Source organism: Metabacillus rhizolycopersici (assembly GCF_020075705.1).
In genome coordinates this window covers 17,275-42,482 of record NZ_JAIQUM010000048.1, presented here as the reverse complement: position 1 = coordinate 42,482, position 25,208 = coordinate 17,275, and the positions used below count along the sequence as shown (strand labels likewise).

Annotated in this window: 23 protein-coding genes and 1 pseudogene; 20 read left to right on the top strand and 4 right to left on the bottom strand. The window is 33.9% G+C overall.

Annotation, left to right across the window (positions count from 1 at the left end; translation table 11 throughout):
- Positions 1 to 87 (top strand): IS3 family transposase (locus K9V48_RS18520; protein WP_224140655.1); only part of this gene is annotated, 87 nt, incomplete at its 5' end.
- A 49-nt stretch (positions 88 to 136) separates the two neighbouring features.
- Positions 137 to 1,516 (top strand): IS1182 family transposase, encoded by a 1,380-nt coding sequence (locus K9V48_RS18515; RefSeq protein WP_224140653.1) that lies wholly within the window; start codon positions 137 to 139, stop codon positions 1,514 to 1,516.
- Between the two features lie 202 nt (positions 1,517 to 1,718).
- Here K9V48_RS18515 and K9V48_RS18510 read toward each other — a convergent pair whose 3' ends face one another.
- Positions 1,719 to 2,087 carry a hypothetical protein gene (locus K9V48_RS18510; RefSeq protein ID WP_224140652.1) on the bottom strand — a complete coding sequence of 123 codons (369 nt, stop codon included), beginning with the start codon at positions 2,085 to 2,087 and terminating at the stop codon, positions 1,719 to 1,721.
- Between the two features lie 132 nt (positions 2,088 to 2,219).
- Positions 2,220 to 2,477, bottom strand: coding sequence for a hypothetical protein (locus tag K9V48_RS18505; RefSeq protein WP_224140651.1), 258 nt, complete (start codon positions 2,475 to 2,477; stop codon positions 2,220 to 2,222).
- Positions 2,478 to 2,816: 339 nt separating this feature from the next.
- Here K9V48_RS18505 and K9V48_RS18500 point away from each other — a divergent pair, with 339 nt between their 5' ends.
- The 17 genes and pseudogenes from K9V48_RS18500 (at position 2,817) to K9V48_RS18420 (ending at position 20,137) form a co-directional block, all read left to right on the top strand.
- The gene (locus K9V48_RS18500) at positions 2,817 to 4,262 is read left to right on the top strand and encodes a TnsB C-terminal domain-containing protein (RefSeq protein WP_308012601.1); all 1,446 of its coding nucleotides are present in this window, start codon (positions 2,817 to 2,819) and stop codon (positions 4,260 to 4,262) included.
- Positions 4,255 to 5,067: an AAA family ATPase gene (locus K9V48_RS18495; protein WP_224140649.1), complete on the top strand. Its 813-nt coding sequence runs from the start codon at positions 4,255 to 4,257 to the stop codon at positions 5,065 to 5,067. Before K9V48_RS18500 ends, K9V48_RS18495 begins: the two co-directional genes overlap by 8 nt.
- Before the next feature lie 108 nt (positions 5,068 to 5,175).
- Positions 5,176 to 5,727: a recombinase family protein gene (locus K9V48_RS18490; RefSeq protein ID WP_224140648.1), complete on the top strand. Its 552-nt coding sequence runs from the start codon at positions 5,176 to 5,178 to the stop codon at positions 5,725 to 5,727.
- 681 nt (positions 5,728 to 6,408) lie between these two features.
- Positions 6,409 to 7,308 (top strand): GIY-YIG nuclease family protein, encoded by a 900-nt coding sequence (locus tag K9V48_RS18485; RefSeq protein ID WP_224140647.1) that lies wholly within the window; start codon positions 6,409 to 6,411, stop codon positions 7,306 to 7,308.
- A 219-nt stretch (positions 7,309 to 7,527) separates the two neighbouring features.
- The gene (locus K9V48_RS18480; protein WP_224140646.1) at positions 7,528 to 9,384 is read left to right on the top strand and encodes an AIPR family protein; all 1,857 of its coding nucleotides are present in this window, start codon (positions 7,528 to 7,530) and stop codon (positions 9,382 to 9,384) included.
- A gap of 263 nt (positions 9,385 to 9,647) precedes the next feature.
- Positions 9,648 to 10,559 (top strand): tetratricopeptide repeat protein, encoded by a 912-nt coding sequence (locus K9V48_RS18475; protein WP_224140645.1) that lies wholly within the window; start codon positions 9,648 to 9,650, stop codon positions 10,557 to 10,559.
- Positions 10,560 to 10,780: 221 nt separating this feature from the next.
- Positions 10,781 to 10,885, top strand: a pseudogene (locus tag K9V48_RS18470) (helix-turn-helix domain-containing protein); the annotation flags it as partial.
- 179 nt (positions 10,886 to 11,064) lie between these two features.
- On the top strand, positions 11,065 to 11,205 hold the full coding sequence (locus K9V48_RS18465) for a hypothetical protein (RefSeq protein WP_224140644.1): 141 nt from the start codon (positions 11,065 to 11,067) through the stop codon (positions 11,203 to 11,205).
- 426 nt (positions 11,206 to 11,631) lie between these two features.
- The gene (locus K9V48_RS18460; protein ID WP_224140643.1) at positions 11,632 to 12,225 is read left to right on the top strand and encodes a helix-turn-helix domain-containing protein; all 594 of its coding nucleotides are present in this window, start codon (positions 11,632 to 11,634) and stop codon (positions 12,223 to 12,225) included.
- Positions 12,226 to 12,242: 17 nt separating this feature from the next.
- On the top strand, positions 12,243 to 13,760 hold the full coding sequence (locus K9V48_RS18455; RefSeq protein ID WP_224140642.1) for a class I SAM-dependent DNA methyltransferase: 1,518 nt from the start codon (positions 12,243 to 12,245) through the stop codon (positions 13,758 to 13,760).
- Positions 13,750 to 15,006 (top strand): restriction endonuclease subunit S, encoded by a 1,257-nt coding sequence (locus K9V48_RS18450; protein ID WP_224140641.1) that lies wholly within the window; start codon positions 13,750 to 13,752, stop codon positions 15,004 to 15,006. The genes K9V48_RS18455 and K9V48_RS18450 overlap by 11 nt, the downstream gene beginning before the upstream one ends.
- A gap of 12 nt (positions 15,007 to 15,018) precedes the next feature.
- Positions 15,019 to 15,222 (top strand): hypothetical protein, encoded by a 204-nt coding sequence (locus K9V48_RS18445; RefSeq protein WP_224140640.1) that lies wholly within the window; start codon positions 15,019 to 15,021, stop codon positions 15,220 to 15,222.
- Between the two features lie 24 nt (positions 15,223 to 15,246).
- Positions 15,247 to 18,495, top strand: a complete 3,249-nt coding sequence (locus K9V48_RS18440) for a type I restriction endonuclease subunit R (protein WP_224140639.1) — start codon at positions 15,247 to 15,249, stop codon at positions 18,493 to 18,495.
- Positions 18,496 to 18,561: 66 nt separating this feature from the next.
- A complete protein-coding gene (locus tag K9V48_RS18435) occupies positions 18,562 to 18,819 on the top strand; it encodes a hypothetical protein (protein ID WP_224140638.1) in 258 nt (85 codons plus the stop codon).
- 14 nt (positions 18,820 to 18,833) lie between these two features.
- A complete protein-coding gene (locus K9V48_RS18430; protein ID WP_224140637.1) occupies positions 18,834 to 19,052 on the top strand; it encodes a YdbC family protein in 219 nt (72 codons plus the stop codon).
- A gap of 30 nt (positions 19,053 to 19,082) precedes the next feature.
- On the top strand, positions 19,083 to 19,328 hold the full coding sequence (locus K9V48_RS18425) for a hypothetical protein (RefSeq protein WP_224140636.1): 246 nt from the start codon (positions 19,083 to 19,085) through the stop codon (positions 19,326 to 19,328).
- Between the two features lie 101 nt (positions 19,329 to 19,429).
- Positions 19,430 to 20,137, top strand: coding sequence for an IS6 family transposase (locus tag K9V48_RS18420; protein ID WP_224140635.1), 708 nt, complete (start codon positions 19,430 to 19,432; stop codon positions 20,135 to 20,137).
- 161 nt (positions 20,138 to 20,298) lie between these two features.
- On the opposite strand, the gene K9V48_RS18415 is transcribed toward K9V48_RS18420, so the two are convergent.
- Positions 20,299 to 22,029 carry a sensor histidine kinase gene (locus tag K9V48_RS18415; RefSeq protein WP_224140634.1) on the bottom strand — a complete coding sequence of 577 codons (1,731 nt, stop codon included), beginning with the start codon at positions 22,027 to 22,029 and terminating at the stop codon, positions 20,299 to 20,301.
- A 97-nt stretch (positions 22,030 to 22,126) separates the two neighbouring features.
- The gene (locus K9V48_RS18410) at positions 22,127 to 23,584 is read right to left on the bottom strand and encodes a response regulator transcription factor (RefSeq protein ID WP_224140633.1); all 1,458 of its coding nucleotides are present in this window, start codon (positions 23,582 to 23,584) and stop codon (positions 22,127 to 22,129) included.
- A gap of 338 nt (positions 23,585 to 23,922) precedes the next feature.
- On the opposite strand from K9V48_RS18410, the gene K9V48_RS18405 reads away from it, so the two are divergent.
- Positions 23,923 to 25,161, top strand: coding sequence for an ABC transporter substrate-binding protein (locus K9V48_RS18405; protein ID WP_224140632.1), 1,239 nt, complete (start codon positions 23,923 to 23,925; stop codon positions 25,159 to 25,161).
- The last annotated feature ends 47 nt before the right edge of the window (positions 25,162 to 25,208 follow it).

Below are 25,208 nucleotides of genomic sequence, written 5' to 3'. Positions count from 1 at the left end.
TATTATAATACCAAGCGTATAAAGCAAAAGTTGGCAGGCATGAGTCCTGTTCAATATCGGATTCATACCAGCCAATTAGCTGCTTAATATAAAACTCTAACTTTTAGGGGTCACCTCAAAACGAGGGGTCTTTTGTATGTACTTCACTTATTCAAATGTAACGATTGAAGAAAATCGAAAGTTCTATGAAATGATGTATGACGCTTCACATCATTTAGTGAAGATCGATTGTGTAATGGACTGGGGATTTGTGAAGAAACAGTTGGAAGCTTTTTATCCACATCGTATAGGTCGACCAACGAAAGACCCGATTATGTTGGTAAAAATCCTGTTGATTCAGTATTTAGAAGGCTTTCGTTCTGTTCGTTTTACATGCAATCAAGTGAAACAAAACGCAACGTATCGCTGGTTTTTAGGGATCGCTCCACAAGAAAAAATCCCAGATCACTCAACCATTTCTAAGTTTCTTTCGCAACGTCTACAAGGTACAGCGTTTTGGGAGGAGCTCTTTCATCATTGTCTGCATTTGATTCACGATGAAGGATTTATTGCGAATGAAACATGGGTTGCCGATGAAACGGAACTAAAAGCCAATGCGAATAAACGTGTACGTGAGACAAAAATTGAACAGAAGAAGATCGAGGAAAACGAAGAAAATCTAGCAGAAATTAATGAACGTCGTGCACGTCATGGGAAAAAACCTCTTCAAATGAAAGATCCAAAAGTAGAAGAAAAGCGCACAAATATTAGTCCGGTAGACCCTGATGCACGCTTATCAGTTAAACATGACGAACGTGGGCGATTTGCGTATTTTGAACATCGTATTGTTGATTCACTTCATAACTTTATTATTGCGACGGATGTGACGGCCGCAAATGTGCCAGGGCATCGCAAATTGATTGGACAAGTCGATCACTTAAACGATTTGTTTGGAAAATATGCAAAGGAAATCGCCCTTGATTCAGGTTACTATAATGCCGGGCTTGCACGAAAATTATTTGAACGGGATTTCTTTGTCTACATGTCCTATCGTCGCTTCCCAACAAAAGATCACCCACAATGTCGTCGTTATCAATTTAAACAGGTGAATGAGGATCTCTATGCTTGTCCATGCGGTGTCCCATTTTACTATAAAACAACGAATCGACAAGGGTACCATGAATTCAAACCACCTAAAGGCAGTTGTAACTCTTGTCCCTTTGCGAAAAAAGAAAAGGAAGATCGTGTGTTACGTATCTCGATTCATCAAGAAATTTACGATCAATTAAGAGAACAGCGCTTATCGTCTCGTGGGAAAATCCTTCGTTCTGTACGTCCTTCAACCGTCGAGCTAAGTTTCGCACATTGTAAAGAACTCCACGGTTTACGTTATGCACGTTACCGTGGAGTTCAAAAAGTAAAAAGACAAGTTTTGATGACGGCCATCATACAAAACTTGAAAAAGTGGACCAAACTACGCTCACTAAAGCAAATTGGTCTACACCTAACATATGAAATTATAGAAGAATCCGTTTGATAAAACAAATGATAATCATGAAAATGGCACAAAAAATTTGTGCCATTTTCATTGACATAATCTTTTTTCAACAAAGTGAGCCCAATTTCTTAATTAAGAAATTGGGCTTTTATCATTACTCCGGAATAGCGCCCGATTCTTGAATAAACTATAGTTTTCATTAACTGGTATACCTTAATAAGATCATACTAATAAGAACTTACTATTTTTCTGAATTTTTTAGGTTTACCATCATTAAAAATGAAACAAGATAACAAAGTAATGGAAAATAGACTAATGGTAATGTATCAGGAAAGATAAATGGTTTTACACCGAGGTATTTTGTAATAGGTAAACTGATAAGTAGTGCCAATATCATTAAGTAGGACTTTTTATAAATTGAGGCTACCAAAGCAATACAACTAGGAATAAAAAGAAATATTATATAGTATAATCTCAGGACCTTTATCCAATCTGGCTTATCTTCACCCAGTACAGGTATGTAATCTTTCCATATATAAAATCCCATTAAAGATCCAAAAACCCCCAATATCCTCGCAATCTTATATTTGTTTTTATAAATATAATTCATTAGGATAACCCCCTCATATTAAAATATGCACCTAATATAAGGGAAAATGACAATTAAAAAACTTCTGTACAATCTAAGGATGCCTTCCTTACTTTAGAAATGCGGACGTTAATTGAACAAATAAACTTAATTTCATTTCACCTTTTCAAAAAAGAAGCCTGGTCCATTTTCTTGTGGTACAAATCCTGATAAAGCTGATGAGTTCTCTACCATATTTTGTTCTTCTACTGTTATAACTAGGAGTTGATCCCCATCTTCTGCGAGAATTGGAGAACCAAGTAACGCAGATGCTTCTGTTTGGTTTAAATCTTTATTGTTTATAAAACCAATGGATAGCGTAAGAACACCTGTAAAACAAAGAATTAATGCAAATTTAGATAGTTTTTTCAATAAAAAGTCCTCCTAATAAATTTTTAAACAGCTCGTACTAACATACATATTTCACCATAGGTAAAAAGATTACCTTCCTATTCCTGAATTTAATATATTATCGTACAATCTTAAGGAGATGCTTACTCTTTATTGAAGTAACCTGATCCATTAATATAATAATCCGTACTCCATTAATTGGCTAGATTCTAGAATAACATGGTGAACATTTTTAAAAATTATTATCTATTTCAGATCAATAGTAAATTTCAATTAATTTATCATTAGGCTATACAATCTGCCACCTATGTTCCAAAACTCGTTATTTAGAAAAACAGTAAATTGGAAAGGTTGATGTCTATGCAAGATGAATACCCTCCATTAACAGCTTATTCAGAAGAACAACGACAAGCAGCGATGGTAAAATATAAACTCATTGCGCCCTATTTTATCAACGAAAAACCATTAACTGTCATTACAGAAGAAACTGGAATTGCAAAAAGAACACTGCAATACTGGATTCGGGAATATAAACAATTTGGATTAAAAGGTTTAATCCGAAAAACAAGAAGTGATGCTGGCAAAATATATTTAGAACCGGAAATTGTCTCTTCGATTCAACAACTGATTTTGAAGTATAAAAGGAATTCACTGACATCTATTCATCGAATGATCTGCGAGCAATGTCAGAAAAAGGGCTGGCAAAAACCGAGTTATTATCAAGTGTATAAGGTATCGCAGTCCCTGTCTCCAAGCTTGAAGAAGTTAGCGCATCATGGTCAAAAAGCATACGATGATCAATATGATTTAATTCATCGAAGAGAAGCAAGCTATCCCAATGAAATTTGGCAAGCTGATCATACCCCTTTAGATATTATAGTTTTAAATGAAAAAGGAAAACCAGAAAGACCTTGGCTAACAATTATTTTAGATGATTATAGCCGGGCAATCGCTGGATATTTCTTAACCTTTCAAAACCCCTCTGCAATACATACATCTTTAGTCTTACACCAAGCAATATGGAAAAAAGGTAATTCCGATTGGCAAATATGTGGTATCCCTGAAATATTTTATACAGACCATGGAAGTGACTTTACGTCCAATCATTTGGAGCAAGTAGCAGTTGATTTGAAAATTAACCTAGTCTTTTCTGCAATCGGTGTTCCAAGAGGGCGAGGGAAAATAGAAAGATTCTTTTTAACCATTAATCAATTATTTTTACAAGATTTACCCGGTTATTTAGGAAATCAGAATACTACCGCACTTCTTACTCTTAAGGAACTCGATGAAAGGTTATTGAAATTCATCATATATAGCTATCACTATAGGGTTCATGGTACAACAAAAAAAGAACCGATACATGCTTGGAATAATGGATTTCTTCCCAATATGCCCGATAGTTTGGAAAGTCTTGATTTATTATTGCTAAATGTAGCAAAACCAAGGAAGGTTCATTCTGATGGGATTCACTTCCAAGGATTGATATATATAGATACAAACCTAGCTGCATACGTTGGTGAAACAGTCGTTATTCGTTATGATCCAAGGGATATTGCGGAGATTCGAGTGTTCCATCAGGATAAATATTTATGTACAGCTATTTCTCCTGAAATTTCTGATTATACAGTGGGTTTAAAGGATATTGTTTCAGCACGAAATAAAATACGAAAAAATCTAAAAAAACAACTTGATTCCGGAAGAACAGTTGCAGAAGAAATTGCCTTGTTAAAGCAAATGGATCTAGAGAACAAGGCGAATAAATCTAATTCTAAAAGGTCGAAATTAAAGAGGTATTTCAATGAATAAAGGTCAAAAATTTATTGAAACAAAAGAATATAGGAGATTTAAAGAGTTTTGTGATGCATGTATTAAGTATAAATATATTGGTATTTGTTATGGATTACCAGGTGTCGGAAAAACGTTATCTTCAAGGTATTATTCAAATTGGGATTCCATCGAAAAACAAATATCTTATAAAACTGCAAACGAAATAGGCTTAGATGCAGATGAAAAGATACTTGAAGAAAAAACAATTTTTTATACGGCCCCGGCAGTAAGAGCGACTAAAATGACTGACCAGATCCATTCTATTGGAATTAGAATGAATCTGGTAAGAACTATGTATAAAGTACTTACTAAGGGGGAGGAAGAAAATTACTCCACTGACGCTTATGAAGATATCGACCTGATTATTGTTGATGAAATAGATCGACTGAAAGTGCAAAACTTAGAGCAACTCAGGGATATCTATGACAGAAATGATATAGCAATGATCTTTATTGGAATGCCCGGAATTGAGAAGCGATTAGCTCGATATCCCCAACTCTACTCTAGAATTGGATTTGCTCATGAATTTGATAAACTTAGTAAGGATGAAACTCATCATATCTTGGAGTATAAATGGAGAGAATTAGGACTCTCTGTAAAGCTTGAGGATTTTTCTGATTATGAAGCAATAACCAGTATAATAAAGATTACTGGTGGAAACTTTAGGCTCATACAAAGACTGTTTACTCAGATTGAAAGAATACTTGAAATTAATAAGCTTGAAACAATAGCAACAGAAGTTGTTGAAGCCGCACGAGATAGTTTAGTAATCGGAATCAAGTAAAAATAACTTTTAAACAGGTGCAAAATAAATCCCAAAGTGACACAAGGTATTAACTGGTGGTATCTCTTAGTGTCGAAAATAAGGCTAAAAAGGGAGGGATTTTACATAGTGAAATACGGTTACGCGAGGGTAAGTACTTTAATGCAGGATTTAGAATCTCAAATACAAGCATTGGAAAGCGAAGGATGCGATAAAATTTATTCTGAAAAGTTTACGGGAACGAAGGCAGACTGTCCAAAATTTAAAGAAGTGCTTTCTTTTTTAAAAGAGGATGATACTTTAGTGGTTACTAAGTTGGATCGCTTCGCAAGGTCAACAGTAGATGCGATTCAAACAGTAAGGGGATTGTTTGAAAAAGGTGTTAAAGTTCATATTTTAAACATGGGGCTAGTAGAGAACACTCCAACGGGAAAGCTGGTATTTAATGTTATGAGTGCTTTTGCAGAGTTTGAAAGGGACATGATTGTGGAACGTCTACAAGAAGGTAAAACTATTGCGAAGCAGCGTGAGGATTTCAGAGAAGGTCGGCCTAACAAGTACAGTAAAAAACAGATTGAGCATGCTTTAGGGCTATTAGAAATTCATTCATATAAACAAGTAGAAGAAATGACTGGGATTTCAAAAAGTACGTTGATTAGGGCTAAAAGAAAGACGTTTTGAAATGACATTAGCAAGATTTAATGAATGTCAGAAATAGAAGAATAATTTAAGATTTCTCCTTCAAGGAATAAAGCTGCCTGGGAAAAAGAAAATAGAGCTGTCATTCGCTTTGTATAGAAAGATTACCCTTCTAAAACGGTACGACTTTATTCAAAATCAAAACCACCCGTCATGATGTGGTTTTGATTTTGGACTCTGTGCAAAATAACGCTTAAAATAGGTGCAAATTATCTCCAAAAGTGACATATCAAGGGCTTGAAAGGTGTCATATCTTAGCGTCAAAAATAATAGGAGAAATTAGTTGAAGGTGAGGTCTTGTATTCTTTAACAAAAGGGCCATAATCTTGAATAATATTTAAAATAATTGTTATGGGTGAAGGAATTGGAGGGGGCACTTAAAGCAAACGATTAAGGTCAGTTTAACAAATATTCTAAACTGACAATTATTCATTTTGCTATAATCGATGTATTACAAGGCATACCCGCAGTTTATATCAGACTGGGCTATTTGCGGAAATTCCACTTTGGATTCTGGAATTATCCTGAATAACAGAATGAATTTGAATAATTCCCGACTGATCATCATACTCTGATGCATTGGGATTATATACGAGTAAATCAAAAACAATATGATCCTGTTCAAACTTTGAGGTTCATATACAAAGAGGGGGGCGACGGGAGATGAGCAATGAATTTTCTCAAGAAGAAATTCTTCGATTGATCAACCAACAGAAAATTGCTGTTCATAGAACAGAGATCAATTATCAAAGAGCAGTTGCACTATCAGTTCAAGCGATAACAGAAGATGAACGGAATTGGATAAGGCAGATTTTGAGTGCAGAAGATTCTGATTCTGATCCTTTTAAACCATCTCCAAATTATGTTCGTTTAAAAAAAGCACAATTTGAAATAAGAGAAAGCAAAGAAAATGTGAGAAAGGACTTAGATACTCTAAGAGAAAATATGAAAAAGTTCACTCCAAAAGAGTTGATCGAGCTTAGCAATAAAAATGTAAGAGAGAGTCGGGGGATTAAAAACTTCGATGGTATTTACATCATACATAATTGTGTAAAAGATATTTATTACGTTGGACAAGCAGTAAGGGTATTCGATAGGGCTTATCGGCACTTTGTTACAAATCCAGCAAAAAATGAGAAAAGGTATGAAGGTACCGTTGAATTCAATCTTCCTGAAATATATGATGATTATCATTTAGGAGATAAATTTGATATTAGTTTAATCCCTTTAGGGGATACATCATTTTCGACGCTAGATGATCTGGAGGCTTATGCTATAAGTGCATATAATGCATCAGTTGAATATGGTGGTTATAATCGAACACATGGTAATGTAATAACTAAAGTTTGTTTCAAAAATGACAGCGAAGAAAAAGCTGCGAACTTAATATTAAATAAGATAAAAGGAACGGAAATCTTTTCAAATCTTAAAAATAATGACGATAGGAGGAAGTACACCCACACCTTAGCATTAGAACTTGCATTACCAAGTAATCTAAATTTTCGCTCTAACTTTTCCAAGAGCATAAAAGAGTGTCAAAAAGCTAATAAAAAAAAGTACTAATAAGAAATGATCAAACAAGCATAACCGCGTCTGAAAATCAGAACGGGGTTATGCTTGTTTGAGGTTTTAACATTAAACAACTTTATTGTCACTTTACACGAGAGATATAGGAGTGTATCGTAGTAGTATTTTTCTGTGGAGATATTTTTAAAAAATGGAACACATGCCCAATATCGTAGTACAATTGGATTAAATTCCATTGTTAGGGAGCGATATTTCATGCAAGTGAGAAAAACACAGAATACCAAAAAGCAACTTACTAATAATATAATTCTCTCAATTGAAGAATATATTAAGGAAAATAATCCGGATGGAACATCTGTTGGGGCAGGTACGAGTTTTTGTGAATGGGTTTTGCATAATATTTTTGAGTTAAGAGAAGATGAAGTTATTGAGGCTATGGAGATATCAGGTAAATTTGATAACGGTATTGATGCTGTTTTTGAATATAATGATGAATTATGTGTTCTTCAATCTAAATATAATAGTGCTCATAAAGTGGATGCAGTACATAGGTTTATAGCAGATTGTAAAAGAGTTGTAGTGGATTCACCTGATACTGATAGAGAAGCAGTAGTGAGAGCTTGTAGGAGGATTTCTGAAGCTTATTCTAAGGATGAAGTTATAAACTGTTACTATGTTACTGATAATAGTTTTTCTAAATGGGAAAAGGAACAAATTATGAAGTCTATTAATGAGGCAAAAAAGACCCATAAGAGTTTAAAATTTTATATTTTCGATTTTGAAAATATACTTGAGAATATAGAAATTAAGAATGGTGGATTACCCCGTGAATTTAGAGAGATAACATTAGATTTAAACATTGGTCAGCATTTTGAGGATATGTTTGAAACTTCTGTTGTTGGGATGGTTAAATTAAAGGATTTAGCTGATTTCGTTGAAAAAGGGGGCAATATGCTCTTTTATTCTAATATCAGGAACTATCTTGGAAAGGGCACTAGAATAAACTCTGGAATTAAATCAACTTTAGAAGATACTCCGGATAAGTTTTGGTATTTTAACAATGGAGTTACTATTGTTTGTGAAGAATTTGTTAATTCTAGGAATACTGTTAGAATTAAAGCTCCTCAGATAGTTAATGGTTGTCAAACGGCGAAATCATTATTACATCATTTTTATGGGACAAAGTCTCAAGCTGCTAATAGTCAGGACGGATATTTATTAGTAAAAATCATTGAAACTAAGAAGCTTGGAAATGATAAGGATAAGAAGGAATTAAGAGATAATATTACAAGGTATACAAATAGTCAGAATGCTGTAAAGGGATTAGATTTTTATGCACTTGATGAGTTCCAACGAGACTTGAAAAATAGATTAGATGTTTATGGATATTATTATGAGATTCAAAGAGGAGCTTTTATAACGGAATCTGCTGTTAAGCAAAAGTCATATAAAGGTCATGCTGATTATGATTACTTACTTCAAGGAGTAAGAAGTACTAAAAAGTATTGTTTACCGGCTAAGGAAGTATTACAAGCTTTTACGGCTGCTGTTAATTTAAGACCAAATATTGCATATGGAAGAGCTAATGAATTAACACCGTTTGGGAGTGAATGGGATAAAATAGTTAATGATAAAACAAAAGATATGCCTTTAGAGAATTTCTTGTTTCCTTATTTATTATCAAAATATGCGAAGGAAAGTTTGGGTTATAAACCTGGAGCAGATGATTTTAGAAAGAATTCGGTGTTCCTTTTCCTTTCTACTTATTATCTATTTATGTTAAGTGTTTATAATAAGGTAAAGGGTACTAATCATGAAGAGGTAGCAGAGATAGCTGATTTAAATCATATAAATGCTTGCATTTCAGTATTTAAAAATTCTGCTTTAAATATTGAAATAATGGATATTATCCATGATATTTTGAGTAATTTCTTTGAGGATTCCACAATTGAAGATGAAATTGGCGATAATCGAAAAGGTTTTGTTCAAAATAAGATGAAGCGACCAAGTAAGTTCTGGAATATTCTTGAGAGAAAGATAGAGAGAGCTGTAAATAATGTTGAGCGTAAGGCCATTTATAAAGAGATTTCAAATTGTATAAATGAAAACTAATTGAGACCATTTTTGGTCTTTTTTTATTTGTTTAATTTGGAAATATATGAAAATGGTATTTATCATATAGCGTGTCACTTTAGGCGATAATTTGCGCTGATTTCAAGTGCTAGTTTGCACATATATTATTACAAAAGCACCAATTCGGAATTAGCAGTGTCGGTGCTTTTGATTTGAACTACAATATATGTAAGAATAATCGATTTTTAAAAGAGTCTTAGGCATCCGAATATTTACGAAAAGGGTAGAGAAGGGGGACAAATATGACATTGAATAAGGAAGCACTCATGTTGTTTGAAAATAATCAATATGATGAGGCGTTATATTTATTTGAGGAAGCAGTGAAAGTTGAACGGACTGTGCAATCTTTGAATAATTTAGCCTGGATTTATTTATATGAAGAAGAGGATCTGTATAGGGCAAAAATAATCCTTGAGGAAGTTATTGAACAGAAACCGAAGTCGCATTTCCCGTACAACATGCTTGGCGAAATTGCGATAAAGGAAGGGCGATGGATAGAAGCAAAGGAAATATTAATGAAATCACTTGCCCTATTCCCTTCAACAGAAGCCATTCATAATCTTGCAGTCGCTCATTATTATTTAGGTGATTTCCAAAAGGCTGCTGAAGGCTTTAACAAAATCGCAAAGGACGCCGATGTGATTAGATGGTATGAAGTAATGGCACACATTCAATATAAGAACGTTCCCTCTGCAAAGTCAATTCTAAATCGTTGGAATGACCAGTCAGATGATTATATTGGTGCGATTGAAGCTGCAGATGCTTATCTGGAAATGGAATATTTTGAAGAAGCTCTTCTAATGTTTGAAAAAGAATGGCATCAATATGTGGTGTCACCCTATATCAACGGTAGATATGCGTATACACTATTTCAGCTAGGTGATCTTCATACATGCCTTGAAATAATCAATCAAGCGATTGAGGTAAAAAAGACTGAAATAATAGAAGAACAACAAGAGCCTTGTGATGAGCATTGGACAGTGACTGATAAGACTGAGAGAGTGGCAGAGCTCCAGCTTGAAAAAATAGAACTTGATCAATTATTTGTGCAAATACAATCCGGATTTCGTCCACCTTTAGATTTTGAATTGAAGGCTACTGGAGGATGTTATTTATTCGGCTGCCAACAACATCAACATCTTGAATATAAATAAATCATTTAAAATTAAGCATCAGTAAAAGGGCGCCGTCCACTTTGACTAATGCTTTTTAATTTGTCCGTTTTTAGATAGCTCTTCTGGCTGCTTTGTTCCAAAACTCGTCCTTTTCTGAACACACCCAGATTTGAGTTAAAAAGGATGTTTTTCCTTGCTATAGACGTTACAAAACCCTGTTCATTATTCTACGTCCAATAACCTAATAAAACCTATCTTATATTACGATGATAAAAGCGCTGATTGAAAGTGGTACACCGATTAAGTATGTTGCGGAAAAGTGGAGCGTGTCTCGAACGACGATATATCGCTATTTAGAAAAATAGTAAAAATAAAGAAACCCAGCTAATCTTCTCATGCGAATGTAGCTGGGGCCGATACTAGGAACGAGGTCTTAGAAGTTTATAAGGGCTTTTCTATGTTCCATTATGAAAAATTATATGTATAAAAGAATGATAGATTGGGAATTATGAAGATAAGCAAGTTAAATAAAGGGGGTAAAATAGTGTCAAGAGAAAGCAAATTAACGTTGTCTGATTTTGTTCATAAAGATCAATTTGAATTAAATTCTTACCTTGCATATTTGTTCCATCAATTTTATGATACTGTTCCGAATCAGTCGGAAGATAAGATGGTAAAACAATAGATTAATAAATAAAGGAAACTAAAAGGGTGAAAAAAGTAATGAGTGTGAAAATAGGGTAAGCGACCTTGTTATTCTGATTAGAATTAACGGGGTCGCTTATTGTTTTTATAAACCTTTATTAATCTGTTTAGTTGACGATATAGCGCATGTTATAGGCAACCAAAAACATTCATTTATGATAAATTGATTTTGAAATAAGTTTTGATATAAAAAACACTAAAAAGGAGATGAAAATCATCCCTTTTTTATTTTTCTCAAAAACCATGGTTTTTGATAATGATAAATGGAATCTGCATTATAATTGTGCAGGTGTTTTTTTGTATGAAATGATTTTAAAAATAGATGATTATAAATTATTGACTAAGACAATAAAATGATCTAGAATAATATTATATTGACTAAGACAATTTTTGGGGATGTGGTTCATTGATTGGACTGGAATATATTCTAAGCTTATACAATATGCAACACATTGAATTAGCAGAAAGGTTAGGAATAAAAAAACAGAACATTAACTTATGGATCAAACGTAAGCAGAACATTCCTAAAAAATATCTCCCAATTTTAACAGAACTGTTTGGAATTGAAGAAGAATATTTCATAAAGGAATTAACAGAAGTAGAAAAATTAGAAATCCAAAAGGAAAAATTAAAGAAAGACCTAAAGCCAATCATTACAAATCACGAACAGCAATTTATGATTGGCGATGTGAATGATATTGTTGAAGTGCCTGTTTATGACAAAGAAGAAATGAATACCATCGAACGGAATATTGAAAAAGCTAAGTTGGTATCTAGGTTTAAACAGGCAATTGAAATGGTTGATGATAATCCTAATCTTGATACCTTTAAATTAATTGTTGAGTTGTTGGAAAAATCTCAACACGAAGTAATTTTGCATAAAACAATTGAAGCTTTGGCACATTATCTTGAAGTTTTACCAGATTGGGTATCGACAGGTCCTGAACAAGATGAATTTGAAAGTGACCTATTTGAAGTATTAGATGACAATAATTATTAGGTAAGGAGAATAAAAGTATGGCAACAGCGAACATTGGCTTCGAAGAAACGCTATGGAAAGCAGCAGATAAATTAAGAGGAAGTATGGATTCAGGTGAATATAAACACGTTGTACTTGGACTTATTTTCTTAAAATACATCTCTGATAAATTTGAAACAAAATATAATGAACTTCTTGAAGAAGGCGATGGCTTTGAAGAAGACCGTGATGAATATACGTATGAGAATATATTCTGGGTTCCAAAAGAAGCAAGATGGGGCTTTATCAAAGACAATGCAAAGGATTCAAAGATCGGTCAATATATTGATGATGCGATGATTGAAATTGAAAAGGAAAACCCAAGTTTAAAAGGGGTTTTAGATAAAAGATATGCAAGACCTGAACTGGATAAAAGACGGTTAGGTGAGTTAATTGATATGATTTCAACAATTAAACTTCATGATAAGAGTGAAAAGGACTTGCTTGGGAGAGTTTATGAATACTTTCTTGGTAAATTTGCAAGTGCTGAAGGAAAAGGTGGCGGTGAGTTCTATACACCAACAAGCGTCGTTAAAACTTTAGTTGAAATGCTTGAGCCGTATAAAGGAAGAATTTATGACCCTTGTTGTGGTAGTGGTGGAATGTTCGTTCAAAGTGAAAAATTTGTTAATGAGCATAAAGGAAAGGTTTCTGATTTATCCATCTATGGACAGGAACTAAACTCAACAACTTGGAAACTTTGTAAAATGAATTTAGCTATACGTGGACTTGATGAAAATATAGGAGATCATCACGCAGATACCTTCCACGATGATCAGCATAAAACACTAAAAGCAGATTACATCCTTGCGAATCCTCCTTTCAATATTAGCGATTGGGGTGGAGATCAATTAACTGATGATGTTCGCTGGAAATTTGGAACACCACCAGCAGGGAACGCAAACTATGCATGGCTTCAACATATGGTTTATCACTTAGCGCCGAATGGTTCTGCAGGAATTGTCCTTGCAAATGGTTCATTGAGTTCAAATACGTCAAATGAGGGTGAAATTAGAAAAAATCTATTAGAAGCCGATTTAGTAGATGCAATTGTTGCGCTTCCTGATAAATTATTCTATTCCACAGGGATTCCGGTTTGTCTTTGGATATTAAATAGAAATAAAAGAGGGAATCTAAAATTTAGAAACAGAGAAAATGAAATCCTCTTTATCGATGCGAGAAATTTAGGAGAGATGGTTGACCGAAGACACCGAGAGTTAGTGGAAGATGATATTCAAAAAATTGCTGAAACCTATCACAAATGGAGAAATCTTAATGGTGAACATGCAGATATTAATGGTTTTTGTAAATCATCTACATTGGACGAGGTACGTGAACATGAGTATGTTTTGACACCGGGAAGGTATGTTGGGATTGGTGATGTAGAAGATGACGGTATCTCTTTTGATGAGAAAATGGGGAAGTTAACAAAAGAATTAAGTGACCTTTTTTCTAAATCCAAAAGTCTAGAGGATGAGATAAGGAAGAATCTAAGGGGGATTGGTTATGAGTCTTAAACAATCTAAGGTTGGGGTTATTCCATCTGAATGGGAAGTTGAAATCATCGATAATCTAAAATCTACAGAAAGAAATTCCATATCAATGGGGCCATTTGGATCAAAAATAAAAAAAGAAAACTTTATAGATCAAGGGGTTCCTGTTATAAGGGGCATTAATTTAAAAAATTTTAAATTTCACGAAGATGATTTTGTATTTGTTTCTGAGGAAAAAGCTGAAGAGTTAAAGGCGAGTTGGGTAAAACAAAAAGACATTGTAATAACACATAGGGGAACTTTAGGACAAGTTGGTTATGTACCTGAAAAATCTAAATATAAAAAGTATATTGTTTCTCAAAGTGGAATGAAATTATCCTGTAATGAGGAAAAGGTAATAAGTAAATATCTATATTATTATTTAAATTCCAGAGTAGGCCAATATTTTTTACTAATGAATAAATCTCAAGTTGGAGTCCCAGCAATAGCGCAAGCCTCCACATCTTTAAAAAAAATCCCTGTGCCTTTACCATCTTTGGAGGAACAAAAAGCTATAGTGAACAACCTTTCACCCTTAGATGAAAAAATCGAAACAAACAATCAAATAAATGAAAAAATCGAAAAAATGGCTCAAGCTATTTTTAAACATTGGTTTGTTGATTTTGAATTTCCAAATGAAAAAGGTAAAGCATACAAATCAAGTGGTGGAGAAATGGTTGAAAGTGAGATTGGGTTGATTCCTAAAGGATGGGAAGTAGAAGGATTGGGTAAAATTATTGAAATTTCTAGTGGGAAAAGACCAAAAGAAAAATCCCCAGAATTAAATAAAGAATTTACGTTTCCTTTAGTTGGAGCAAGTTCTATTATGGGTTTTGTTAAGGAATACAATTATAATGAACCGATTCTTGTTATTGGTAGGGTAGGTACACATGGGGTTATTCAAAGGTTTCAAAAAAAAATATGGGCTTCTGATAATACATTAGTAATTAAATCTCGTTATTATGAGTATGTGTATCAAGTTTTATCAACTATTGACTATAAATCTTTGAATCGTGGATCTACTCAACCACTTATTACACAAACTGACATCAAAAATCAAAAAATAATAATTCCTAATATAAATTTATTAGGAAAATTTGAAGAAACAGTCAGAAGTTTATTTGAGCTAGTTAATAAAAACAATATTGAAAATAAAGCCTTGAGTAGTACTAGGTATTCTTTACTACCTAAACTCATGTCCGGCGAAATCCGAGTACCACTCGAAAATTAAGGAGATGTTCTTATGAAGTTTGGAATAAGGAAACCAAGCTTGAAGAAGAGAATCTTAGCAAGAACCAGCATCAAAAGACAAATCATTCATCGAGCTGGTTTGAAAATGCCTAGAGGGTATGGTTGGTTACGGAATCCTAAAAAGTATGCCTACAACAAAGTGTATCAGAAAACGACATTTGATATTTTTAAGTTGCTCAAAAAGTTGTTCAAATAATGGTTGGTGGAGAGGGTGGCATAAATGAGCCTCTTAGAAAATTTTACGGAAGATAAACTAGAAGAAGCTGCAATAGAAGTACTGCAAGAACTAGACTATGACTATATATTCGCACCTGAAATAAGTTGTGATGGAGAACATCCTGAACGAAAAGACTATCGAGAAGTCCTACTTGAACAACGTGTGAAAGATGCTTTATTTCAAATTAACCGAGATCTTCCACAGGAAGCGCTAGACGAAGCATACAGAAAGATTATTGCATTCAATAGCCCAATTCTCGAAGAAAACAATCGTTATTTTCATCAGCTTTTAGTTGAAGGGATTGAAGTGTCTTTTCGTGAGGATGGGATTAATCGTACGAAAAAAGCATTTATTTTTGATTTTGAACGCCCAGAAAAAAATGATTTCTTAGTTGTTAATCAATTTACCTTAGTGGAACACGAAGAACGACGACCTGACTTAATCCTTTTTATTAACGGTATTCCTTTAGTTGTGATTGAATTAAAGTCAGCTACTGATGAGAATGTCGGTATTGATAATGCTTATGAACAAATTCAAACGTACAAAAGAGACATTCCTTCATTATTTAACTACAATGCGTTTTGTATACTATCAGATGGTATTAATGCCAAAGCTGGTACAATTACTGCTAATCAAGAACGTTTTATGAATTGGCGAACGATTGATGGGGTGAATATTGAACCTCTTGAAGTTCCTCAATATGAAGTGATGCTTCGAGGGATGCTTGGTAAAGAGAGAATCCTAGATATTATTCAAAACTTCATTCTTTTTCAAGAAACGAAAGAAGAAGAAAAAGATGAAGATGGTAATAAAATTGGCGATAAGAAAACAATTGCAAAAGTTTTAGCTGCTTATCATCAATATTTTGCAGTAAAAAAAGCAGTTGGAAAGACAGAAGAAGCTACCAGTGAATCTGGTGACAGAAAGATTGGTGTCATATGGCATACGCAAGGTTCAGGTAAAAGCTTTTCAATGGTATTTTATACGGCACAGCTTGTTCAACAACTAAATAATCCAACAATTGTTGTGATTACAGACCGCAATGATTTAGATGATCAGCTTTTTCAAACGTTTTGGAAATCGCGAGATGTATTAAGGCAAACACCAAAACAAGCTCATGTTCGAAAATTAACGGACGAACAAAAGAAACAACAAGCAAAAGAAAATTCTAAAGAACTCAATGGACTTTATGATTTATTAAATGAACGGGAGTCTGGCGGTATTATTTTTACAACCATTCAAAAGTTTAAACCAGAAGATGGGGATATGCCCGTTTTAACAGATCGTAGAAATGTGATTATCATGGCTGATGAGGCTCACAGAAGCCAGTATGGATTAGAAGCGAAAACAAATAGCAAGACAGGTGAAGTGAAGTTTGGGTATGCAAAGTATTTAAGGGATGCGCTACCTAATGCTTCCTTCATAGGGTTTACGGGTACACCAATTGAATTAGAGGATAAATCAACGCCTGCCGTTTTTGGGAATTATATAGATATTTATGATATGACAAGAGCTGTCGAAGATGAAGCAACGGTTAAAATTTATTATGAAAATCGAATTATTAAACTTGAGACCGATGATGAAGAATTAAAGAAAATTGATGAGGAATTTGAAGAAATTACTGAAGGTCATGAAGATAATGATCGAGAGAAATATAAATCGAAGTGGTCTAGGCTAGAAGCCATTGTGGGGTCGCCAAACCGTATTAAAGAGCTAGCCAAAGATATAGTTGATCACTATGAAGAGAAATCGAAAACAATCGATGGAAAAGCAATGGTCGTTTGTATGAGTCGCCGTATTTGTGTAGACCTTTATGATGCTATTGTAGCATTAAGACCCGATTGGCATAGTGATGATGTCGATAAAGGAAAGATTAAGGTTGTCATGACAGGAAGTGCAGGAGAGGCAGAGAAACTACAACCTCACATTGGTGGGAAACAACGAAGAGATACGTTAGCTAAAAGAATGAAAGATACAAGCGATGAATTAAAGATTGTTATCGTACGTGATATGTGGCTCACTGGCTTTGATGTTCCGTCCATGCACACGATGTATATTGATAAGGCGATGAAAGGCCATAATCTTATGCAGGCCATTGCAAGGGTCAATCGTGTCTTTAAAGATAAGGCTGGCGGTGTCGTCGTTGATTATTTAGGTATTCTTGAAAGTTTGAAAAAAGCATTAAACCAATATACGGACAGTGATAAAAAAAGTACAGGAATTGACACATCAGCTGCAGTTGCTGTCATGGTAGAAAAATTAGAAATTCTTCGTGATATGATGCATGGCTTTGATTACTCGACCTTCATGGGGAAATCACAAGCAGGCAGAATGCGAGCCATTGTTGGTGGTATGAACTTCATACTTGGAAAAGTAGAAAAAGAACAGAAAGACTTCAAACAAATTGCGACAGAGCTAGCAAAGGCTCATTCCCTATGTGCGGCGACAGAAGAAGGAAAGAATGTTGCATTTGAAGTGAGTTATTTTAAGGCCGTAAAAGCAAGTTTAGCAAAATTAGAAGTCAAACAACCGAAAAAGAAATCGAAGAAAGAAATCGAAGAAAGAGTGAATCAATTACTTGAACGCTCGATTATTTCCGAAGAAGCAATTGATGTGTTTGAAGTTACGGGATTGAAGAGACCAGAAGTCTCGATTTTATCAGAAGAGTTTCTACAAGAAGTAAAAGAAATGGAACATAAAAACTTAGCAGTCGAGATGTTGAAGAAGTTATTAGAAGGTAACATCAAAACGATGGAAAAGAGAAATCTCGTAAAGTCTGAAAAATATTCTGATAAACTTAAAAAGGCACTTAATAAATATAGAAATCAAGCGATCACAAATGTAGAAGTAATGGAAGAATTACTCCGAATGGCAAGAGAAATGAAAAAGACGAGAGAAGAAGAGGATGATCTCGGCTTAAATGATGATGAAATTGCCTTTTACGATGCCCTCACCTCAGAAGAAATTGTAAAAGAGTTGATGGATGATGAAACACTTAAAAAAATTGCAAATGAATTAACGTCTGCTATCAAACGAAACATCTCTATTGACTGGCATGTTAGAACGAGCGCTCAAGCTGGTATGAGACGAATTATTAAACGTCTGCTCAAGAAATATGACTATCCGCCAAAACAAGTGAAGAATGCTTTAGAAGTTGTTATGAGACAAGCTGAATTAATGTGTGAGAATGTGAAGGTCGAAGATATACAAGCTAATCGAGCAGCAGAAGGCAGTGAAGATTGTCAAGTTTGAAAATGAGAGTAACTATTCTTTGGCACCTATGAATCGGCATCAATTATTAGCGAAGTAGGTGGAAATATGGACTTAAATCATATTATTTCTTTAATAAAAGAAGAAGTACCTAAAAAAGCAATCGATCTAGCAGAAAGCTTAGAATTATTAAAAGAGACGGTTTCAGATACGATAAATGAGATCCATCAAAAAAGTAATGAAGCTTTTCAAGAAAGGGATATATCTAAAAGAAATGAGCTTAATCAACTAATCGATCAAATTATCCTTTTGGAGAGTGAATTTAAAATTTATTTGAAAGCCGATTATACAAACATGACGAAATAATGGGAGGTGTCTGCATGGCAGATCTAAAATATGAAATCACAGAACATATTGCTGTACTTTCAGAGTCACCAAAAGGATGGAAAAAAGAACTAAATTTAATTAGCTGGAATGGTCGTGAATCGAAGTATGACATCCGTGATTGGGCTCCAAATCATGAGAAGATGGGCAAGGGTGTTACATTGAGCAAAGAAGACTTGGACAAGCTGAAGGATGTATTGAGTAATTTGAAGTAACTATTTGATCGTAAAATAGGGGGATTATAAATGACTAAAAAAATTGTGGATGTGACGGATAAATACAGCCATGAACTGCAGGAAATAAAAAATAAACTTCAGCGATTAGAAAATGGAAGGATTTATGAATTAACACGTGTACAAATGGATGGTTATCTTTCAACTAATGTAAGTCAATTAAAGAGAATGATCGCTAGTTTAATAGATAAAATTGAGTATGGTAAAGATTCGGTAGAGGATGAGTTTTCGGAAGCTTTCGGAAAAATTGATAGATAGTACTCTAATGGGTTCTGGTGCAAAACTTCAAGACAATCGCAAGTAATCTCTAAATCTTGGACATACTGATATTATTAATCTCAAAAAGGTGCGTGATCAGTATGGAAAAGCAAAATGTATTCAAGTGGAAGCATTATCAGCTTGACATTATTTTGTTAACGGTAAGATGGTACCTACGGTATCACCTAAGTTTTCGTGATTTAGTGGAAATGATGGAAGAACGGGGCTTATTCATTGCTCATACAACGATCATGCGTTGGGTTCATCAGTATGGTCCTGAATTAGACAAACGAATCCGTCGTCATCTCAAACAAACCAATGACTCGTGGAGAGTGGATGAAACGTACATAAAAGTAAAAGGCCAATGGATGTACCTGTATCGTGCAGTGGATTCCGAAGGAAACACAATCGATTTTTACCTAAGCAAAACAAGAGACCAAAAGGCTGCAAAGCGCTTTTTCAAGAAAGCTTTGCGGTCTTTTCATGTTTCGAAGCCTCGTGTCATAACAGTTGATAAGAACCCAGCCTATCCAGTCGCTATTCAACAACTGAAACAGGAGAAAAAGATTCCTGAAGGCATCCAAATAAGACAAGTTAAATATCTCAATAACATTGTCGAACAAGATCATCGGTTTATCAAGAAGCGAGTTCGTACGATGTTAGGGTTCAAATCCTTTCGAACAGCAAAGGCCATGATCTCTGGAATAGAAGCGATGCATATGGTTAAAAAGGGGCAAGTTGTTTTACAGAACAAGTCTGCCCAAAATCAAGTAAAAACCATCCATAAACTATTTGGAATTGCTGCTTAAAAAGAAATTCAGTTAAGAAATCTATATGCTTTTTTAAACAAATCCAATCTTTGCACCAGAACCTTTTAGAGTAATAGTATCAGTATGTCCAAGATTTAGAGATTACTTGCAATCAATTTAATCTTTTTGCACCAGAACCCCTTTTTCTGTATTTTATCATGTTAGACTTCATGAAAAGGGAGAGTAATAATTATATTAAACCACTCTCCTTCTTCGCTAGAAGCTTGAATGGTATATTCTTGACCGAAATTTAATTTTATTCTTTCATTGACGTTAATTAATCCAATATGTCCTACTTGATGTTCTTGTTGAGATTCGCTATTTAACCAGAAATTTAACTCAGCTAACCTTTCCTGATTTACACCGATTCCATTATCGGTAATATGGATTTGTATTCTCTTATTATTTTGCTCTGTGGAAATAAACAAATTATTTTGTCCCGATTTATGAAAGAAGCCGTGTTTGAAAACGTTCTCTACAATAGGCTGAAGTGTTAATTTTGGTATTTTTGCAGATAGTAAATCTTCTGGTATATTAATATATATGTTTATTTTTTCGGAGTATTTTGCTTTCTGAATCTGTAAGAAAGCATCTAAATGCTGCAGTTCTTCTTTTAAAGTTACGATTGTTTCGCTTTTAAAAGCATATCTCATCATTCTAGATAAAGATAACACGATCATTTGAACTTCTTTCTTTTTACCCTGTAAGGATAATATGTCTACTGCCTCTAAAGTATTGTATAAAAAATGAGGATTAATTTGTGCAGATAATGCTTTAATCTGAGCCTCACGGTTTTTAATTTCCACTTGATAGACTTGATTAATTAAACTATCAATACTTTCAATCATCGTGTTCATTTGCTCGGCAAGTTCTCCGATTTCGTCATTTGAATTAATAGATACACGATTTTTCAAATCTCCTTTTTCTACATTTTTCATGGTAGAATGCAACATTTTAAGAGGAGAAGTGATTCTCTTAGAGATAAGAATAGCAGCGAGTATTGAAATAAAGATGCTGATACTAACAAGTGTAATTGAAAAAGTACGAACATCCCTAAGTCCCTGGTTTAAATTCCTTTCAGGAACAATTGACAGCATAATCCAACCGCTTTTTTTAGATTTATAATAATTAACTAACTCTTTCCCATTTTTGCCAATTTGAATAAAAGATCCTTTATTGTCGATTGTTTTTAATAATTTAGAAATGATAATAATAGTTACTTCATCTGGTTTATTTGTATAAATGACTCTTCCATTTGGTCTTAAGACCATAAACATGCGGGGATCCTTATTGATATTTTTAATGGAACCCATATTATAAATATTTAAGTCAAGTCTAATCCAACCAAGAGGTTGAGCTGTCTCTGGTTCTTTAACAAGTCTTAAAAAAGAAACAACAGCATCTTCTAAATCACTATCAAGAAGAATACCATATTCAATACTGGTATCCGAGTTTTGAAAGTTTTTTAACTTTGGGTTTGGGATGGAGACGTCTGAAATTTTATGACCAATTTTATTCCCGGTCAAATCGTAAATAAATAGATTATCAATTTCTGTCCAGGAAATTCTGGCATAAGAAAAAAGATGGAAAATATCTTTCTGCAATTCTTCGGACAAGACTTCATCTCTGAAACTATGATTTTTTAACATATTAATTAATATATCTTCTGAAGCTAGTTGTAGACTAGCTTTTTCCATTAGATTAAGCTGGACATCAAAGCTGTTGCTCATTTGTTCAATTGTCAGTAGGTTAGCCTGTGAAACTTCATCAAAAATCGCCTTTGAATCAAACCAATATGTGATTGTCGAATAGATAATCAATAAAACGACAATTAAACTTGTGAAAACAATTGCAATTTTTTTTTGTAATGAATTAAAAATCTTAAATCTCAAAGTTTCCACCGCCGCCTTTTTAGTAACATGGTATACCAAATAGTTACTAATTTGAAGGGGAGAAATAAAAGGTTAAATGTAGAAATTATTAACTTTATCATTCTTTAGCGGTCATTATTTTATTTTTATATTTAGAAGGTGTTAAATTATTCTCCCTTCTAAATACCTGCCCAAAGTACCTGACGTCATCATATCCTACAAGCTGTGCTACCTCACTTACTTTTAAAGACTCGTTTTTAAGAAGCTCTCTAGCCTTCTTCATTCTGATTGTTGTAATTGTTTCAATAAAGGTTACGCCTAGCTCTTGTTTGAATAAACGTGCTAAATAATTCGGATGAATATAATAACTATCTGCATAATCTTTTAACGTTTTCTTAGTTGCGTATTCTTGACTTAAATCTTTTATTACTCTATCTAGGATACCTTTTCCAGTAAGCTGGTACTTGTCCTCGTTTAAAGCGTTAATAAAGTTTAAACATTGCTCTTGGAACAACTGTGGTGAATCAAAACTTTGAAGCCATTCTAGTAATACTTCCGAATGGTAATGTTTCCACATGAATAGCTGGAAAGCATGCTCCTTTATATTTTGAGGAATTTTTTGGTTCAAGATTATAATTAGGGCATTTAAAGAAGTTTTTACATCCTCACAATCTATTAGATATTTAAGATTTGAGATTTGAGTATGTTCTATCTCCTCTTTATTTAAAAGATTCACATCAACGCAGTCTTTTTCTATGTTAATAGTGAATACCTTTTTTTCACCTAAGGTCAATAAAGAAGACATTAATGGTATCGCCTTCGTAAAATAGGAAGATAAATGCTTTAAATCTTTCATATTTTCAAAAGAGATAGTAGTTACGGTTTGATAGTTAATTAAATCCATTAGCTTTTGGGTAAAACCTTTTTCTGTGATACAAATGAAAAATTGAGGAATACCATATATCCAGATTAATACCTGATTATCTGATAATAATTCTTCAAGGCTTGTCCGAATATCTGTAAATGATTTAGGACTGTACAGATTTCCTAATAAAACGATATGGATGGTTGAATCGTTATTAATAAATTCTTGTAAATAACTCCTCGCATTTTCACTTAATTTTGCTATCTCCTCCTTTTTGGATAGATGATGGGATATTTCATCGCGAAGATGTTCGAATTTTGATTTCCTTAAAGTGTGAATTTTATCCTGTTCTTTCAGCAATACACTTGTAAGCTCATTAGGGTCGATGGGTTTTAATAAATAATCTGACACTCCCAGCTTTAAGGCTTCTTTTACATAAGAAAAATCATCGTAACCACTGATGACTATAAAATTGGCTGGTTTATAAAACTCTGATACTTCTCTAATGAAGTCTATTCCTTTTAGTTTTGGCATCATCATATCAACTAAAAATAAATCTATACTTACATCTGAAGACTTCAATTTTTCAAGCAAATCATGCCCATCGTCTCCTTCGTAAGCGATTTCAAAATCGTGATTTAAAAAGGGAAATTTAAATTTGATACCTTCACGAATTAATTCCTCATCATCTAAAATTGCAATCCTAATCATCTTTACATTCCTCTTTTCCTATACATTACAAATCAAAAGGATCTAGTCCTAGTCTTCTATCAATTTAAGAGACGGTGTATACATTCTAATTATAAAGTAATAAATAATTTTACAAGTAGAAATATGAAAATATTCAACATTTTAGGTTAGATTTGTCTCATTGATAGAAAATTCAAAATTATTTATTATTTTAAATAAGAGGAGAAAGTTTATAAATAAGATTTAATATGAAAGGGCTTTCTTTTTACAACAAGAATGAAAGCGTTATCAAAGGGGGGTTAAATCATTTTATAGTTGTTTTTTAATTGCAAGCTTTAATAAAGGGGGAGGAAAATTTTATGAAGATGAAGGTATTTATTGTATTACTGATAGGCTGTCTCTTATTGGCTGGCTGTAGCGGTGCTGAGTCAAGTTCGGAAGAGAAATCAGATAAAGTGACATTAGAATGGTTTATGTGGGCAAGCAACGATGCAGAGGTAAAATCCTGGCAAGCAATGGCTGACAGGGTGAATGAAAAGTATCCAGATATACAAGTTAATCTGAAAACTGCTCCATGGACAGAGTATTGGAGTAAACTCCAAACACAGATTGCCGGTGGTTCTGCTCCTGATATCATATCAATGCAAAGCATGCGTCTTCCAGGTTACGGTTCTGCCCTTGCTCCGTTAGATGAGTTTATTAAAAAGGATGACTCTTTTAAACTAGAAGAATTTAATAGTACAATTATTGAAAATACGAAGTATGAAGGTAAACAAGCTGTGGTGCCTTATGACTTCGGGGCTATGATTATATATTACAATAAAGACTTATTTGAAAAATATAACATTCCTGAACCAAAGCCGGGTTGGACATGGGAAGATTTCCAGGAAGCAGCTAAATCACTAAGCAAAGATGGAAATTATGGATTTATTGCAAACGGTTATCCAGATTTCTGGTTCCCGATGATTTTATCAAATGGCGGCAAATACTTAGAAAATGGAAAATATAAAATTAATGATCCAAAAAACGTCGAAACTGTTCAGAATTTAGCAGATATGATTAAAGAAGATGTTTCTCCAAAAATGGTTGCTACAAATAATGGTAGTTGGTCGATGGAACAATGGCTAAAAGGAAATGTCGGAATGGTAGTGGACGGGCCTTGGGATACTTTATGGTATAACGACAGTGCTACATTTGAATTCGGAGTAGCTACAATTCCAGTTGGGGAAAAAGATTCAGTGAGTATTTCTGCAGGTTCAGGATTTGCTGTTAGCAAAGGAAGTGAGCATCCAGAAGAGACGTACAAAGCGATCACTGCATTAACTAGCTTAGAGTCTCAAAAAGAACTTGCCTCTGCAGGACGGGCTTATCCTGCACTTGAAGGTGCACAAGAAGATTATTTTAATCAAGTTCCAGAAGATTTTAAACCGGTTTTAGAATATGCCGATCAGCATACTGTACCGTATGCCATTACTGAAACATGGAATCAGGCTAGCGATATGATTACTAAGGCAATGATTCCAATCTTAAATGGTGAAAAATCAGCTAAGGACGGATTAGACGAGTTACAGAAACAACTTGAAAGTATTCAAGACTAAGAGCTTTAACTTTAAAGAATTGCTACTTGGCTATTTATTTCCTTTAG